Raw genomic sequence first — 15,292 nt, forward strand, 5'->3', positions numbered from 1 at the left:
TTGATCACCGCCGCCCTGCGGGCAGCCGTAGCCGCCGGGATGGCTGCTGCCGGGAAGAAGCAGATCGCCAAGGCCGGCACCCCTGCACCCGAGCAGATCAGCGACCGCGTCAAGGACGACATGGCCGAGATCAAGAAGACAGCACACCGATGAGTACCCCCTCCCAGGGCGACAAAGAAGCCGCACCTACTCCCGAGGAGCTGCGCGAACAGGTCGAGCAGTACGGGCCGCCCGCCGACCGCGGCGGACTCGGCTCCGACCGTCCAGAAGGCGGCGAAGACCACCGAAGACGAGGCGCGGAGCGGGGACCAGGAAACCGAAGGTCCAGGTAGCCACGCACAGGCCCGTTCCGGCGCATACCGGGCCCCTCGGAATGCTGCACATGTGCGCTCGGGGCACGTGTGCTCGATCCGGCCGCACTGCGGCGCGGCCGCGTAGGAGAGCTATCGGAGGCATGAGGTCAGCGCAGAACCGTGATGCTCATGCCGACTGCGGCTGCCGTGACGGCGACGACGGCCCCAAGCGCCACCGCGACGGTGCGGCGGCGCAGCACGGCGTAGCGGTGGCCGTATTCGCCGCGTAGTTCGTGGGCGCGATCGATCGCCGCTCGCAGCATCTGCTTGCGCAGGGCGAGGTGGTGGTCGGCGAAGCGGCGGGCGATCTCGTCCTGTTCGTGGGGGCCGAGCCAGGAGAAGCAGCGGGCGAACGTCTCGCCCGCCGTTGCGGCTTCCTGCAGGGCGGTTTGGCTCATGAGGTAGCCCTCCAGCCGGGCGAGGCCGGCCGTGGTCTCCTTCCGGTCCATGGGCGCGCGCCGCCTACCGTGTGGCCGGGCCCGGGCCGGTGCCCGGCGTCTTGCGGGCACCCGCCTCGTCGACGACGTCCCGCTCGCCGTGGTCGCCGGTCCACTCCAGCGCGGCGATTTCCGGGTAGTGGAGGTCGAAGGCGGGGGATTCGGAACGTACCCGGGGGAGGGTGACGAAGTTGTGCCGCGGCGGAGGGCAGGAGGTCGCCCACTCCAGGGAGCGCCCGAAGCCCCAGGGGTCGTCGACCTCGACACGGGGCGCGGTCTTGGCAGTCTTCCACACGTTGTAGAAGAACGGCAGCGTCGACAGGCCGAGCAGGAACGCGCCGACGCTGGAGACCATGTTCAGGGCGGTGAAACCGTCGGCGGCCAGGTAGTCGGCGTACCGGCGAGGCATGCCTTCGGCACCCAGCCAGTGCTGGACGAGGAAGGTGCCGTGGAAGCCGATGAACAACGTCCAGAAATGGATCTTGCCGAGGCGTTCGTCGAGCATGGTGCCGGTCATCTTCGGCCACCAGAAGTAGAAGCCCGCGAACATCGCGAAGACGACGGTGCCGAAGACCACGTAATGGAAGTGGGCGACGACGAAGTAGGTGTCCGTGACCTGAAAGTCCATCGGCGGCGAAGCCAGAATGATGCCGGTCAGCCCGCCGAACAGGAACGTCACGAGGAAGCCGATGGACCACAGCATCGGCGTCTCGAACGACAGCGAGCCCTTCCACATGGTGCCGATCCAGTTGAAGAACTTCACCCCCGTGGGGACGGCGATGAGGAACGTCATGAAGGAGAAGAAGGGCAGGAGCACGGCCCCGGTGGCGAACATGTGGTGGGCCCACACCGTCACCGACAGTCCGGCGATGGCGATCGTCGCGGCGACGAGGCCGATGTAGCCGAAGATCGGCTTGCGGGAGAACACGGGCAGGATCTCGGTGATGATCCCGAAGAACGGCAGGGCGATGATGTACACCTCGGGGTGGCCGAAGAACCAGAACAGGTGCTGCCACAGCAGAGTCCCGCCGTTGGCCGGGTCGAAGACGTGGGAGCCGAACTTCCGGTCCGACTCCAGCACGAGAAGCGCGGCGGCCAGCACCGGGAACGCGAACAGCACCAGCACCGAGGTCAGCAGCACGTTCCAGGTGAAGATCGGCATCCGGAACATCGTCATGCCGGGGGCGCGCATGCAAATGATCGTGGTGGCGAAGTTCACCGCGCCCAGGATGGTGCCGAAACCACCCATCGCCAGCCCCATGATCCACATATCGGAGCCGATGCCGGGGCTGCGTGTCACGTTGCTGAGCGGCGTATAGGCCGTCCAGCCGAAGTCAGCGCCGCCCTGCGGGGTCAGGATCCCGGCCAAGGCGATGATCCCGCCGAAGAGGAACAGCCAGTACGACAGCATGTTCAGCCGAGGAAAGGCCACGTCCGGCGCCCCGATCTGCAGCGGCATGATCGCATTGGCGAACCCGGCGAACGTCGGCGTGGCGAAGAGCAGCAGCATGATCGTGCCGTGCAGGGTGAACGCCTGGTTGTACTGCTCGTTGGAGAGGATCTGTGTCCCCGGCCGGGCCAGCTCCGCCCGGATCGCCAGCGCCAGCACCCCGCCCACCAGGAAGAAGACGAACGAAGTGATCAGGTACAAGTGACCGATCTTCTTGTGGTCGGTGGTGGACAGCCAGGTCACCACCACCTGCCCCGGCGTGCGCCCCGGCGTCGGGACCGGAGCGACCGGCTCGGTCGATGTCATTGCCATGCGGAATCCCTCGCGTGAAGTAGCGGTGAGTATCGATCTCCTGGCTCACCGCTACCTGTCTACGCTCCTCAACGCCGATTCGTCCGCCCTGGCGAAGGCGCGTACGGGTGAGGCCCAACGGTCCCCGCCGGGCGGATGCCGCCATAGCCCGTCCCTCGGCAGTTCACGGGCGTGGCGTGCCGGAGCGGGGGTAGGCGGCTGGCATCGCCGTGCCAGTCGGCAAGGAGGACCCCATGCCCGTCTCCACGCAACCCCTCACCCGGCAAGACCGGGCACATGTGCTGCGGCAGGGATTCCATGACGAGATCCTCGGCCTCCTCATGTTCGCTGCTGCCCTCGCCCTGTGGCTGTTCACCATGATCACTCAGGACGGACCCAAGGACGCACAGGTAAATGAAGCCTTTGTCGGTCTGGTTCTGATGTTCGTCGCCGGTCGGCGGCTGTACCGGGGCGGCGGTGTGCTCTCCGATGTGGTGATCGGCCTCGGCGGCCTGTGGATGATCGCGTCGCCGTTCGTCCTCGGACTGCAGAACACGGCGATGAACAGCGGAACCCGCATCTTCGACATCGCCGTCGGCACCGTCCTCGTGGTGCTCGCGGCGATATCACTGCTGGTCCTGCGCAGGGACCGCCAGGCCACCGGTGGACAGGAGCACCGCCCCTCCGCCGAGACGGTCCGAAAGGCCGGGGGCCGTTGAGGCCCGGCCGGCCGGCAGGATGGCGGCGCCGTCGCCCATCTGGTGTTCGCGCACCCGGACGTGAGAAAGCCCGCCGGCGTTCGAGTGCGCCGAGAGGGGTAGGCGCGGGAAGCCACCGGCCGATCTGCCCAACCGGGGTGACGGCCGTGAGGAAGGGGAAAGGATGACTGCCATACGCCGATCACCGTTCGCCGTGACGACCATGCTCGCAGCCGCGGTAGGGCTGTGTGCGCCCTCGGCCTTCGCGGCACAGCCCGGTGGGGATGGCGACAAGGAGTTCGTCGTCGCTGCCCACCAGTCCAACCTCGCGGAGATCGCCGCCGGGGAAGACGCACGGAAGAACGCACAGGACTCCTGCGTCAAGAACGTCGGTGCCGCGCTGGTCAAGGACCATACGAAGCTGGACGCCGACCTGAAAGCGCTCGCCGACAAGATGAACATCAGCTTGCCTGCCACCCCGACACCGGAACAGGAGCAACATCTCAAGGGCGTCCAGCAGAAGGCCGGCTCCCCCGATTACGACGAGGCGTGGCTGACTGCCCAGGAAGCCGGCCACAAGACCACGCTGGCACTGATCGACAAGCAGATCGACCAGGGCGACAACAAGGATGTGACAGCAGCCGCCAACAAGGCGCGGCCCATCGTCGCCCGGCACCTTGACATGGTGCGCGACGCCACCTGCCACCCCATGGGCTGACGGACCGGTTCCCCGGCGTCGTGGCCCCGCGCGAACCCGTACTCGTCCCGTTCGGGCGTCCGCGCGCTGCTCACCTCGTCTCCTCTCCTGCATCCCGCCTGAGCGCTGCCCCTGACCGCGGCACAGCATCGGCCGCCGCTTCGGCCGCGCTGCCCCCAGCTCAGGGGTGGCGCCGAGTACGCCAGGGCCCTTTGGTACGGTGCGGCGGCATCGGGATCACGTGTCCTGCCCTTCATGCCGGGCCTGCGCCAGCAGCGCCGCCACGACGTCGTTCGTCCCGTCCTCGCTCTGTTCAAACGAGCGTGTCCAGCATTTTGTCGGTGGAGGGCCAAGGGCCTGCCAGGTGACGTTCCATCAGTTCAGGGTCGGTGCCGTTGCCGGCCGGGGACGTCCACCCGGGTCGCCCGTTGCGGGGCGATGACGTCCGGCCGGTTCACGGCCGCCCCTGGCGGGGTCCTCGGGCACCGGCACGTGAAGCTTCTTCCGAAGCGGGGCCACGAGGATGAGGCGGACGGTGTGGTACTTCGTCGCGGTCTTCCCGCCGCGGGGGGGGTGGCAGGAACTGCCCGACGGGGCTTCGCACCTGGAATAGTCGTTTCGTTCCACCGCGATTGCAGCTTGATCGGGCATCAGGTCCACGCCGGATGCCTGTCAGGACTGTCTCGCACCACGCTCTGGTTTGAGAGGACTTCTGCGAATCCCGACTCGGGGCAACGTGATCGGCTTCGGCATGTGCTCATAACTCTCGCAGCCAGTCATTTAAATACCACAGCAGCAGGCGTCAGAACGGGAAGCAACACCTTGATTCCCTGCAAGCCCTTGGGAAGCCACCCGGAATACGCCGGAAACGTGCCGTAGGCCGCTGTAAGAAACCCCGACGGCGGGCGGCGGAGTCGTCCTCAGTAACGTGCCTGGCGACGGCGTTGACTCGGGGGCGAGCGTAACGTTCCAGGGACCGTACGGAGGCTGGGGGCTTCGTGTAAAAACTGAAGCAGGCATTCCACGGATGAGTAGGGTGCATATGATGCAGTGAGTGGTGAATATTACAAGATGTATTTACTTCCCGCTGGTCACATGTGCGCCCGAGCGCTCCGGTTGACCAATTGTGCAGGGTCGCGGCGGGTGGGACGATTCGGGGAAGTACGCGCGGAATCGACTCCTGAAAGTCACGGGCGCCAGGTTATGGGACTGCAGGGCTGAAATCCTCAACTCGCTCTGACACTCGTCGAATTCGGGAGTCCGGTCGAGAGGAGTCGGCAATGCCAGTCGGTCAAGCCCCGCCACAGGACGAGAAGTCCGGAAGTTTCCCCTCCGCCGCCCTGCCCCTGGTGGCCGACGCCGACACGATCCCGGTGGGACCGGCACCCCACTCCGTCGCCATGCGGCCCGACGGGTTGCGCGCCTACGTGACCAACTCGGGCGGCAACACCCTGAGCGTGATCGACACCGCCGCGGACGCCGTCGCCGCCACCATCGCCGTGGGGGCCGGCCCGTGGGCCGCAGCGGTCACCCCCGACGGCCAGAACCTCTACGTGACCCTGCCCGGCTCGGGGACCGTCGCCGTCGTCAGCACGGCCACCGACACCCTCTTCACCACCATCGGCGGCCTCAACGCCCCGCGCGGGCTGGCCCTCACCCCCGACGGCACCCGCCTCTACGTGGCGAACTCCGGCGCCAACACCGTCAGTGTCATCGACACGGCCACCCACACCGTCACCGGCACCGTCCCCGTGGGAAACGGCCCCAAGCCGTCACCGTCCGCCCCGACGGGCTGCGGGCCTACGTCAGCAACTCCACCGGCACCACCGTCAGCGTGATCAACACGCTGAGGCGAGGCCGGGATCGTCAGCGGGCCCCGCTTCCCAGTCCGCTGCGGCGATGTCCCGGCCCTCACCGTCAGTTGTGTCCGCCTGGTTCGTCGCCTGCCGTCTTGACCTGCTTGCGGTAGGCGCCCGGCGGCGATCCGAAGTGTCGTTTGAAAGCTTTGGCGAAGGCGAACTCCGACGTGTACCCCGTGCGCTGCGCGATTGTGCTCAGCGGGGCAGGCGACTGGTGCAGCAACCGCGCCGCGGTGGCCATCCGCCAGTTGGTCAGGTAGGTCAACGGCGGCTCGCCGACCACCGAGGCGAAGCGGCGGGCGAACGCCGCGCGGGACAGCCCGGCGCGGGTGCCCAGAGACTCCACGGTCCAGGGATGGCCGGGATCGTCGTGGATCGCCTTCAGGGCCGGGGCGACTGCCGGGTCGGTCAGCGCGGCCGCCCAACCCCGGGTCCGCTCCTTCGGTAGTTCGGCGTACCACGACCGGAGGATGTACAGCAGCAGCAGATCGATGAGCGCCGTGACGACCGCGTCCGAGCCCGGCTGCGGCGCGTGGAACTCGGCGCACAGCTGATCGACCGCCGAGCGCAGCACCGGGTGTCGGCCCGGAACCGCGGGGAGGTGGATGACCTCCGGTAGATCGCTGAACAGCGGATGCGGGCGATCGACGTCGATCGCGTACGCGCCGCACACCAGCACCGTGTGCGGCCCTGGTCCGTCCACGGTGACCTGGCCGATCGGCGAGGAACGGTCCACGCGGTCCGGTACGAAGTCCACCGGATCGCGGCCCGGTGCATCGCACAGGGTGTGTCCGCTGCCGCGCTGCAGGAACACGATGTCGCCGGGTCCGAGCGCGAGCGGTTGGCCGCGCGGTGGCAGCAGGTGGCAGTGTCCTTCCACGACCACGTGGAATCCGGCTCCTGAGATGGGTTGGAACTTCAGGGCCCAAGGGGCGTGCGCGTCGGTGCGAGTCACCATCGGGCGTCCCGTGCGCAGGACTTCGAGGGTGTCGCTCAGGATGTCCATAGCGCCACTCTAGTGGCTGCATGATGAGACGATATGACAGAGGATCAAGATCTCAAGTCATTCACCGTCTCGATGTGGAGACGTACGTTCTTGTCGTGGCGGTTGCCGAACCCCGGCACTGCATCGACGAAGGAACGGATCCCATGTCTCTGGCCGGCAAGAAGATCGTGATCATCGGTGGAACCTCCGGCATCGGCTTCGCGGTAGCCCAGCAGGCCGCGGGGGCCGGCGCGGACGTCGTGGTCGCCTCCAGCAATCAGGACCGCGTGGACGCCGCGACGAAGCGGTTGGGCGAGTCGGCCGAAGGCCGCCGCCTGGACGTCGCCGACGGCAACGCCATCGCCGCGTTCTTCGAGCAAGTCGGGGAGTTCGACCACCTCGTCTACACCGCGGGCGAATCCCTGCTGATCAAGCCGTTGGTCGACACCACCCCGCAGGAGGCCAGGGCCGTCTTCGAGCGCCGGTTCTGGGGCGCGTTCCTCTGCGCCAAGTACGCTGCGCCGCGACTGCGCGACGGCGGCTCGATCACTTTCAGCTCCGGCGTCCTCGCGATCCGCCCCCTGTCCGGAACCGCGCTCACGGCAGGTATCACCGGCGGCATCGAGGCCCTGTCCCGGGCACTCGCCGTCGAACTCGCCCCTTTGCGCGTCAACGTGATCCAGCCCGGTGTGATCCGCACCGAGCTGTGGGACGGCAGTGTCCCGGACCCGGAGGCTTTCCTCCAGGGCGCCGGGTCCGAGCTGCTCACGCGGCGTGTCGGCACTGCCGAGGAAGCCGCGGCGGCCTATCTCTTCGTCTTGTCCAACGCCTACGTCACCGGCACCACGCTCGCGATAGACGGCGGCGCGGCACTGGTGTGACGTACGCGCCACACATGCTGACTTCAGCTCGTCGGGGTGACGCTGGGTCGTCAAGGGTCAGGCCGGTGCCCGCCATGAAGCCGTCGGGGGTGTCGGGCCGGTATTGAAGGCGTTTGAGCCGGTTGCGGACGAGGGTTTCGAGGCGGTCGAGGGCCATGACGGCGAGGTTGGCCAGGCCGCGTTTGACGTGTGCCCATACCCACTCGACCGGGTTGAGGTCGGGCGAGTGCGGGCAGCTGGATCACCGTCAGCCACTCGCGCTCGGCGATGGGACCTCATGAGCACCGAATTCTCGCGTCGCACCGTACTCAAGCAAGGGTGCGAGCCGCGCCAGGCCGCTGGCGCTTCCGCGCGCCCCAGAGGGCGGAGGACAGCATCCGGCGCCGCCGAAAGAGCGAACCTGCCCTCGCGTACCTGGGCGTGGCCCTAGTCGCACCCGGTCCAATTTGCCTGATTTCAGTGGCTATTGGCATGTTTTTGGGCGGTCTGTCATGTTCTTCTATCACCAAGGCACAAAGTCAACGAGTGAGAGCGAGGAATCACCCGGCACTTGGGCCTCCAGATAGCCTCTGACCTGCTGAAACAAGTTCCGAAGATGTCGTTTCGGTCGTCCCTGCGCGACCCCTTGTTGACCGCTGTTCACCGCCTCTACTGGCACGTGGTGGCACGGCCTTCTCGACAAGCCGGCGGACGGGACGGAGCGGTCTGTGACGCAGCGCACTCGGGTGGGGGCGATGACTTTGCGTACGGCCGTCGGTCATAAGGGCGACAACACCGACGCGAGGAAGGCCCGTCCATGACCCACACGCTCAGCGCAACCCAGCACGTCACCCCTGTCGCGTCTGAGTCTGGTCTTGCGGCACGGAGGGCTCTGGTCGGCGGGCCCGCTGTTTCTCCTGGTCGGCATCGCTCAGGGATTCGCGCGTGACGGGTTCGACTTCACCCGTAACGCGATCAGTCAGCTCGCGCTCGGGGAGGCGGGGTGGATCCAGACGGTGAACTTCCTGCTCACCGGGATGCTGCTGATCGCGGGTGCCGCCGGTCTGCGCCGGACGTTGCACGGAGGTGCGGGAGGAACCTGGGCCCGGTCCTGGTCGGTGTCTTCGGTGCCTCGTTCTGGGCCGCCGCGCTCTTCCCGGCCGACGCCGGGGCAGGTTTCCCCGAAAGCTCCCCGGACGCGACGGTGATGAGCGGGCACCGCGCCGCGCACATGTTCGCAGGGATGATCGGTTACCTGGCCCTGTGTGCCGCGTTCGTCGTCCTGGCCCACCCGCTCGCCGCCCGGGGCCACCGCCGCTGGGCTCGTGCCTCGCGCCTCGCGCCCGTGATCGTTCTCGTCGGCTTCATGGCGTCCGCCGCCTCCGTCCTGGCCTTCATGGCCGGCGCGGGACTCGGCCTGTGCTAGCTGGCGGCGGTGACAGCCCGGCTGGCCACCGCCCAGGTGAACCAGTAGCCGCCTGTCGCACCCGGCAGGCATCATCGACACCATCAAGATCGTTTCGACAAGAAACGGGGACATCCCATGACCGACGCGGTAAAGGGTCCTGCCAGCTACTTCCCCTCCATCGAGAAGAAGTACGGCCGCTCGATCTCCGAGTGGAAGGACCTCATCCGTTCCTCCCCGCTGACCAAGCACATGGAGCTCGTCTCCTGGCTCAAGTCCGAGCACGGCCTGGGGCACGGCCACGCCAACGCCTTGGTCGCGCACACGCTTGCCGAGAACAGCGGTCAGTGAACGGGAGCGTGATCACGCCGTCCGGCTCCTGGTGACTTCTCCAAGCACTTCCCGGAGTACGTGCACCAGGACGTCCGGCCGCTCCAGGTGAACATCGTGTCCCGTCCCGGGGATACTCAAGGCCACCGTCTCCGGCCGCAGTCGGAGCATCTCGTCGATCTCCCCCGACGAGATGATGCCGGACTGGCCGAGGACGGCCAGGGTCGGGCACGTCACCTTCGACCACTCGTCCCAGAAGGACCGCTGGGCAATCTCCGCCAGCGACCCGACCATCACGTCCCGGTCGAAGCGCGGCCACCAGCCGCCGTCGCGTGCCACCAGGCCGGCCGCCCAGCCTTCGCCGACCGGACCACCGCCGAGAAACTCGACGGCGGCCTCCCGTGAAGGGAACGGTCTAGGCCAGGCATCGAGCCACCCCCCGATCTCCGCCTGCACGTTACGGTTCGGCCCGCCCGGCCCGGCCTCCACCAGGACGAGCGCACGGAAGAGCCCGGGATGTGCGGCGGCGGCGAGCATGGCGGTGTGGCCGCCCAGCGACTGGCCCACCAGGACGGGTCGCTGGAGGCCGAGCTGTTCGAGTACGGCGACGACATCCGCGACGTACGCGGCCCTGGACACGTCCCGCGGACAGCGCTGGCTGGCACCGTGGCCGCGCTGGTCGACGGCGACGACCCGGTAGCCGGGGCTCAGGTCTCGGGCGATGGCGTCCCATTCGGCCGCGTGGCCGGCCAGCCCGTGCAACAGAACGACGGACGGCCCTGAACCTCCCCAGCCACGGCAGGAAATACGGACGCCGTCACGGACGACGGTGTGCTCTGACCAGGTCATGCGGGGTTCCTTCGGGCGGTGTGCCGGGCTGCGGAGGTGGCGGCGTTCGGGGGCGCTGGTGTCGGCAGAGGAGTCTGGGCCGATACGTGCGGGGAGGCCGAAGAGCGGGAACAGGCGCTCGGTGTCGCGGAAGGCGTTGATGCCGGTGATGCGGTTGCCGGAGATCTCGATGACCTGGAGCGCCCAGGGTTCGTAGCCCGTTCCGTCGGGGGTGGGCCGGTACTGGCCGAAGGCGGGGGTGCCGTTCGCCGTGGTCGGGATCAGGCGGGAGCCGCGGCAGCCGACGGCGGGACCGGTCAGCCACGCCTGGATGTCGGGGACTCCGCACATCCACTTCGTGTACGGGGGTAGGCACAATGTGGCGTCGACGTGGAGCAGCATGTTCAGCTCCTCCATGTCGTGGCGGGAGAAGGCCGTGGCGTACCGCTCGGCCAGCGCCCGGCGTACGGCGTCGGACGGCTGGGTGCCGGGCGCGTCGGCCGGTCCGCGGTGCGCGGCCAGCGTTGCACGGGCCCGCTGCAGAGCGCTGTTGACCGAAGCGACGGTCGAGCTGTGCAGCTCGGCTACCTCGCGGGCCGAGAAGGCCAGCACGTCCCGGAGGATCAGCGTTGCCCGTTGCTTGGGTGGCAGGTGCTGGAGGGCGGCGACGAACGCCAGCCGTATCGATTCGCTCGCTGCCACGGTCGCCTCGGGGTCCCCTCCGGGGCAGGGACCGATCCAGAGGGCGGCGTCTTCCGGGGCTTCCGGGGGCACGGCACCAGGCGATGGTTCGGCAAGATCCATTGGCAGAGCCCGCCGCTTGGCTGCGGCCAAGGCGTCCAGACACACGTTGGTGGCGATGCGGTAGACCCACGACCGCAGCGACGAGCGTCCCTCGAACCGCTCGACGTTCCGCCAGGCCCGGATCATCGTCTCCTGCACGGCGTCCTCGGCCTCGGCGTACGAACCGAGCATCCGATAGCAGTACCCGCTCAGTTCTGCCTGGTGTTCCTCCAGCCGGACCGCCGTCTCGCGCTCGCCGTGGCCCACGGCAAGATCCTTCATGCTTGTTCCGCCCCCCTGATGCGTGCCGCCCGAGGCCACCGAGCAGGTCGTTCCAGTGATGTTCCCGGCCGCACGAAATTACCGGTCAGCAGGGACGCCCGGCCAGTGATCAAGATTCCCAGGATGTCCCCGCTGCCGCGCCAACGAGGAAGGTCCTCATCACCGTACGGAGCCGTGAGATCAGGCTAGACAGCCGGTGGGCCCTCGGCCCACCGGCTCTATGCTGCCACCACCGGCCAGCTCGCCCCCGGCGGGACGTAGGCCAGCCCAACCGGCGACTCACCCTGCAGGGACACGAAGCAGGGCCGGCACCATCGGGGCCGGCCCCAAGGAGTCGCTCCGCCTGCTCGACCGTCGCTTGCCGGTCAGAGAACCTGAAGGGGTGCGCCTCTGCGACGGCGGTCGCCGAGACTGATCACCGGTGCGGTGCGGCGCGGGGCCGGGTCCGCTGCGACATCGGGGGCGAGGGAGCGCATGAGGACGTTGTGCAGGCCGAAGTCTTCGGCGGCTTGGAGCAGGGACGGTGGTTCGCCGTACTTGCGGCCGAGCATGGCGCGGACGAGTGTGGGCTGCTCGGGGTGCACGGCGACGGGTTCGTTTGTCCGCCATCCGCGGGCGGCGAGCTGCTTGTAGAGGCTCTCCTGGCGGGTTGGTCGATGTGGCCCAGGTCGTGGGCGCAGTTGGTCAGGGCTTGGATGGAGATGCCCCAGCGCCGCTTGAGGACGGCGAATTCGCGAAGTACAATATCTAATTCGAATCCCCGGCCTGGCTGTTCGAACCGCTGTACGCGCTGTACGTGGCAGCCTCCGGCCTGCTCGGCGCCCGGTTCCTGGCCCTCTGGGCCCGTCACTGCCGTGCCGCTGGAACGCCCGCCTGGGTCGTACCGACAGTGTGCGCGGCGTTCTTCCTTGGCGTATTCGCGCTCTGGCACGCCTGATCGTAGGTCCAGCCCCCCCGTGAACAGAGGGCGTCCGGCCTGAGCTTGCATCAGGCCGGACGCCCAGCACGACATCACCGGATCATGTACGTGGTCCTCTACGTCGACCGCACCAGCCTCGCCTGGCGGTACTTGCCGCACGACTTTGCACCCGTGGGAAACCGCCTCCGGGTACTTCGCAGCCTGGCAGAAGGACGGCGTATTTGACCAGCTCAACGGCCTCCTCCGCCGACTTGCGCGAGAGGCCGAAGGGCGGGAAGCCGAGCCGACTGCTTGCGTGCTGGACGCCCAGAGCGTCAAGATGTCCGCCAACGTCCCAGCCGCCGGCCGGGGCGTCGATGCAGGCAAGAAGATCGTGGGCCTCAAGCGTCCCATCGGCGTCGACACCCTCGGCCCCCTCCTGGCCGTCCGGCGATGAGGACCGCCTCGCGCACGTCCGCGTCCTCGTGCTTGCAGCGGGTGACGTCGCCGTCGGCGCAGGAGGCCCTTCGGCTGCGGGCGGTGGCCGCGTTGGTGGCGGGGCGGGACCGTGAGGATGTGGCGGCGGTGTTCGGGGTGTCGCTGAAGGCGGTCGACATCTGGTGGGCTAAGTGGCAGGCCTGCGGGCGAGAGGCGCTGGTCATGCAGCCGCGGGGCAAGCCGGTCGGGGTGCACCAGGTGCTCGGGGAGGCCGAGCAGGCCGCCGTTCGGCAGGCAGTCCTCGACCACCGTCCCTGTGACGTGGGCTTGAGTGGGCAGCTGTGGACGCGGCGGCTGGTGGGTGAGCTGATCGCGAAGCTGTACCGGGTGCGGCTGACCGAACCGGGGGTGGGAAAGTACCTGAAGCGGTGGGGCTATCGTTCCAGCGTCCGGACAAACGGGCTGTCGAACAAGACCCCGAGGCCGTGGCTCGCTGGCACCAGGAGACCTGGCCGAAGATCCGCGCGAGGGCGAAGGCCGAGGGCGGTGAGATCCTCTTCGCCGACCAGGTCGGCATCCGCTCCGACCAGGTCACCGGCCGCACCTGGGGAGAGAAGGGGAAGACCCCCATCGTGCGGCGGAGCGGAAACCGGTTCTCGGTGAACGCGATGTCGGCGATCAGCACCACGGGCCGGATGCACTTCATGGTCTTCACCGAAGCTTGACCGCCGAGGTGATGTGCCGCTTCCTGGACCGGCTCGCCGGCCACTTCGACCGCAAGGTCCATCTCGTGGTCGACGGGCACTCCGTCCACCGTCCAGAAGGGTCCGCGACTGGCTCGCCGCCCACTCCCACGACGTCGAGCTGCACTTCCTGCCGCCGTACTCGCCCGAGCTGAACCCCGACGAGCTGGTCAACGCCGACCTCAAGCACAGCCTGCCCCGGCAGCATCGAGCTCGCGCTCAGGCCGAACTCGCCGCGGAGACCCGCCGCTTCTTCCGCCCGACGCCAGCGCGAGCCGCATATCGTCCGCGGATACTTCGGCGGCCCACACGTCCGCTACATCCTGGACGAGAATCCCATGAGTTTCTGATCAATACGACCGCTTCCGCATCTGGGTGGGGCAGGGCACTTTCCAGCAGCTGATGGAGGCGGTGATCGCCGAGGCGGCCGCTCGCGGCGAGACCGACATGGGCCTGGTCAGCGTGGACCCGCGACGTCCCGGGCCCACCACCACGCCGCCGGGATGATCCTCGAAGCGGAGCATTGGCAGCCCTGGAAGCGGCCGTCGAGTCCGAAAAGGTGCCTCTATCGCTTTGGTCAAGCCGTAGTCGGTGTGGGCGGCTCGTAGAAGGTCCCGTCTCGGAGCATGGCGAAGAGGACGTCGATGCGCCGTCGGGCCAGTGCGATGAGGGCAGCGATGTGGTGTTTCCCCTCGCGGCGTTTGCGGTCGTAGTAGGCGCGTGACTCGGGTTGGGACACTGGGGCGAACGCGGCGAGATAGATCACCGCCCCGACGCGTACCCCGACCCTGAGCGTTTCGACCCGCGCAGATGGAAAACCACTGCCGAAGGCGCATCGCCGCGAGACGCCTTCTGTGTCTGCGAGCCCGAGGATCTCGATCGTCTTCGGGACATCGGCTGCCGTATCGGCGCGATCGATGCCACCTGCAGGGCCGGTCTCTGGGCCGACGCCCTGGCCACGGATCCGGCCTGGGACGACATACGCTCGCCCGCTCGCCGTTTCCTCCTCACGAGGCTGGGCGACTGGCGTCAGCCACTGCCGCGCCCGCGCGGCCGCACACGGGGAACCACTGATCCGTCCGGACCGGCCAGCGCGACCCCGCCGCGATCCCGACCGTGCGGCCACTGGGCTCATCCGCGCAGAGCGATGCGCGAACCGTGCGATCCGGTCACGCCCCGGCCCGGGCCCTCGCGGCCCGTACGGCCGAGCGCAGCCGGGCGGCGCGCCGACGGCGCAGCCAGTAATGCGCCGTCACCACGGCCAGCAGCGGGCCCCAGGCGAGCAAGGGGGCGTAGCAGGCCGTCATCACCAGGTACGCGACCCCCTTCGGAGCGTCCGGAGCGGCCATCGTGTCCGGCTGGTTCCAGCCGAAAGCACCGACAACGCCGAGCACGGTGAGCGCGAGGGCCCCGGCGCCCGCCAGGGGCACGGTGAACCAAGTGGGCACTCTGCGCCCGCCGACCAGCGGCAGCCAGGACCAGAACACCTCACCCCACCGCTGGACCAGGCCGAGCGCGAGCAGTCCGAGTGCCTCGGCAAAGAGGGAGAGCACGATCATGTAGAGGGAGAAAAAGCTGCCCGGGGTCACGTCGGCGAGCGCGTTTGTCCCGGTGAACCCGACCGGCACGCCGAACGCGGCGGCAAACCGCCACAGCCCGCTGGGCAGCGGGGCCAGCGCGGCCAGGTGGGCCGCGCGGACGACCCAGCGGGGCGGCACGCCGGGGTCGGCAGTGATGTCCGGTCCGGCGCTCGGCGTGAGGCGTCGAGTGGTGCTGGTCATGGATGAACTCCGTTCGGAACACGGCTGCTTGGTGTGTTCAGCCTGTCGCCGCCCCGCGCGCCGACCCCATCCGCCGACCGGCGGATCCTGACGGTGTGACGCGCCCGCCCTCTGCCGATCGGCAGAGGGCGGGCGCGGGGGCGGGGGCCGGAGCGCCACCCGGGTGGGGTCCGT

13 protein-coding genes and 6 pseudogenes are annotated in these 15,292 nt (G+C 68.5%); 10 read left to right on the plus strand and 9 right to left on the minus strand.

Features of this window, described 5'->3' with window-relative positions; genetic code table 11:
- Positions 1-153: a hypothetical protein gene (locus tag HYE82_RS02155; protein ID WP_256986843.1), complete on the plus strand. Its 153-nt coding sequence runs from the start codon at positions 1-3 to the stop codon at positions 151-153.
- Positions 154-460: 307 nt separating this feature from the next.
- Here the strand turns inward: HYE82_RS02155 and HYE82_RS02160 are convergent, their stop codons facing one another.
- Both HYE82_RS02160 and ctaD read right to left on the minus strand, forming a co-directional pair.
- Entirely contained in the window at positions 461-802 is a 342-nt protein-coding gene (locus tag HYE82_RS02160; RefSeq protein ID WP_179172166.1) for a hypothetical protein, read from the minus strand.
- 13 nt (positions 803-815) lie between these two features.
- Positions 816-2,552: a cytochrome c oxidase subunit I gene (gene ctaD, locus HYE82_RS02165; RefSeq protein ID WP_179172167.1), complete on the minus strand. Its 1,737-nt coding sequence runs from the start codon at positions 2,550-2,552 to the stop codon at positions 816-818.
- 233 nt (positions 2,553-2,785) lie between these two features.
- On the opposite strand from ctaD, the gene HYE82_RS02170 reads away from it, so the two are divergent.
- From HYE82_RS02170 to HYE82_RS02180, 3 genes are all read left to right on the plus strand, one after another.
- Entirely contained in the window at positions 2,786-3,250 is a 465-nt protein-coding gene (locus HYE82_RS02170) for an SPW repeat protein (RefSeq protein ID WP_179172168.1), read from the plus strand.
- A gap of 163 nt (positions 3,251-3,413) precedes the next feature.
- Positions 3,414-3,947, plus strand: coding sequence for a DUF4142 domain-containing protein (locus HYE82_RS02175; RefSeq protein WP_256986844.1), 534 nt, complete (start codon positions 3,414-3,416; stop codon positions 3,945-3,947).
- Between the two features lie 1,259 nt (positions 3,948-5,206).
- On the plus strand, positions 5,207-5,764 hold the full coding sequence (locus tag HYE82_RS02180) for a YncE family protein (RefSeq protein ID WP_179172169.1): 558 nt from the start codon (positions 5,207-5,209) through the stop codon (positions 5,762-5,764).
- A gap of 79 nt (positions 5,765-5,843) precedes the next feature.
- Here HYE82_RS02180 and HYE82_RS02185 read toward each other — a convergent pair whose 3' ends face one another.
- Complete coding sequence (locus HYE82_RS02185) at positions 5,844-6,791, minus strand: AraC family transcriptional regulator (protein WP_179172170.1); 948 nt, start codon at positions 6,789-6,791, stop codon at positions 5,844-5,846.
- A gap of 143 nt (positions 6,792-6,934) precedes the next feature.
- Here HYE82_RS02185 and HYE82_RS02190 point away from each other — a divergent pair, with 143 nt between their 5' ends.
- Positions 6,935-7,651: an SDR family oxidoreductase gene (locus HYE82_RS02190; protein WP_179172171.1), complete on the plus strand. Its 717-nt coding sequence runs from the start codon at positions 6,935-6,937 to the stop codon at positions 7,649-7,651.
- A gap of 34 nt (positions 7,652-7,685) precedes the next feature.
- On the opposite strand, the pseudogene HYE82_RS37540 reads toward HYE82_RS02190, so the two are convergent.
- Positions 7,686-7,920 (minus strand): annotated as a pseudogene (locus HYE82_RS37540) (IS630 family transposase); the annotation flags it as partial.
- A gap of 585 nt (positions 7,921-8,505) precedes the next feature.
- On the opposite strand from HYE82_RS37540, the pseudogene HYE82_RS02195 reads away from it, so the two are divergent.
- A pseudogene (locus HYE82_RS02195) lies at positions 8,506-9,056 on the plus strand (DUF998 domain-containing protein).
- Between the two features lie 117 nt (positions 9,057-9,173).
- Entirely contained in the window at positions 9,174-9,386 is a 213-nt protein-coding gene (locus tag HYE82_RS02200) for a DUF4287 domain-containing protein (RefSeq protein ID WP_179172172.1), read from the plus strand.
- Positions 9,387-9,398: 12 nt separating this feature from the next.
- On the opposite strand, the gene HYE82_RS02205 is transcribed toward HYE82_RS02200, so the two are convergent.
- From HYE82_RS02205 to HYE82_RS02215, 3 genes and pseudogenes are all read right to left on the minus strand, one after another.
- Entirely contained in the window at positions 9,399-10,214 is an 816-nt protein-coding gene (locus tag HYE82_RS02205) for an alpha/beta fold hydrolase (RefSeq protein ID WP_179172180.1), read from the minus strand.
- A 90-nt stretch (positions 10,215-10,304) separates the two neighbouring features.
- A pseudogene (locus tag HYE82_RS02210) lies at positions 10,305-11,258 on the minus strand (sigma-70 family RNA polymerase sigma factor); the annotation flags it as partial.
- 365 nt (positions 11,259-11,623) lie between these two features.
- The gene (locus tag HYE82_RS02215; protein WP_179172173.1) at positions 11,624-11,842 is read right to left on the minus strand and encodes a hypothetical protein; all 219 of its coding nucleotides are present in this window, start codon (positions 11,840-11,842) and stop codon (positions 11,624-11,626) included.
- A gap of 410 nt (positions 11,843-12,252) precedes the next feature.
- Here HYE82_RS02215 and HYE82_RS02220 point away from each other — a divergent pair.
- The 3 genes and pseudogenes from HYE82_RS02220 to HYE82_RS37560 form a co-directional block, all read left to right on the plus strand.
- Positions 12,253-12,604, plus strand: a pseudogene (locus HYE82_RS02220) (transposase); the annotation flags it as partial.
- An 83-nt stretch (positions 12,605-12,687) separates the two neighbouring features.
- A pseudogene (locus tag HYE82_RS38835) lies at positions 12,688-13,687 on the plus strand (IS630 family transposase).
- A 25-nt stretch (positions 13,688-13,712) separates the two neighbouring features.
- Positions 13,713-13,844: a hypothetical protein gene (locus HYE82_RS37560; RefSeq protein ID WP_256986845.1), complete on the plus strand. Its 132-nt coding sequence runs from the start codon at positions 13,713-13,715 to the stop codon at positions 13,842-13,844.
- 70 nt (positions 13,845-13,914) lie between these two features.
- On the opposite strand, the pseudogene HYE82_RS02230 reads toward HYE82_RS37560, so the two are convergent.
- A pseudogene (locus tag HYE82_RS02230) lies at positions 13,915-14,100 on the minus strand (IS110 family transposase); the annotation flags it as partial.
- 406 nt (positions 14,101-14,506) lie between these two features.
- The gene (locus HYE82_RS02235) at positions 14,507-15,118 is read right to left on the minus strand and encodes a hypothetical protein (protein ID WP_179172174.1); all 612 of its coding nucleotides are present in this window, start codon (positions 15,116-15,118) and stop codon (positions 14,507-14,509) included.
- Positions 15,119-15,292 lie beyond the last annotated feature (174 nt).

It is taken from the genome of Streptomyces sp. BR123 (assembly GCF_013401435.1).
Taxonomy (GTDB): Bacteria; Actinomycetota; Actinomycetes; order Streptomycetales; family Streptomycetaceae; genus Streptomyces.

What these genes read in the sequence shown, in the direction of transcription:
- HYE82_RS02180 (WP_179172169.1), top strand. Translation starts at nt 5,207, where the DNA reads ATGCCAGTCGGTCAAGCCCCGCCACAGGACGAGAAGTCCGGAAGTTTC.
- HYE82_RS02185 (WP_179172170.1), bottom strand. Translation starts at nt 6,791, where the DNA reads ATGGACATCCTGAGCGACACCCTCGAAGTCCTGCGCACGGGACGCCCG.
- ctaD (WP_179172167.1), bottom strand. Translation starts at nt 2,552, where the DNA reads ATGGCAATGACATCGACCGAGCCGGTCGCTCCGGTCCCGACGCCGGGG.
- HYE82_RS02190 (WP_179172171.1), top strand. Translation starts at nt 6,935, where the DNA reads ATGTCTCTGGCCGGCAAGAAGATCGTGATCATCGGTGGAACCTCCGGC.
- HYE82_RS02160 (WP_179172166.1), bottom strand. Translation starts at nt 802, where the DNA reads ATGGACCGGAAGGAGACCACGGCCGGCCTCGCCCGGCTGGAGGGCTAC.
- HYE82_RS02205 (WP_179172180.1), bottom strand. Translation starts at nt 10,214, where the DNA reads ATGACCTGGTCAGAGCACACCGTCGTCCGTGACGGCGTCCGTATTTCC.
- HYE82_RS02235 (WP_179172174.1), bottom strand. Translation starts at nt 15,118, where the DNA reads ATGACCAGCACCACTCGACGCCTCACGCCGAGCGCCGGACCGGACATC.
- HYE82_RS02170 (WP_179172168.1), top strand. Translation starts at nt 2,786, where the DNA reads ATGCCCGTCTCCACGCAACCCCTCACCCGGCAAGACCGGGCACATGTG.
- HYE82_RS02200 (WP_179172172.1), top strand. Translation starts at nt 9,174, where the DNA reads ATGACCGACGCGGTAAAGGGTCCTGCCAGCTACTTCCCCTCCATCGAG.
- HYE82_RS02175 (WP_256986844.1), top strand. Translation starts at nt 3,414, where the DNA reads ATGACTGCCATACGCCGATCACCGTTCGCCGTGACGACCATGCTCGCA.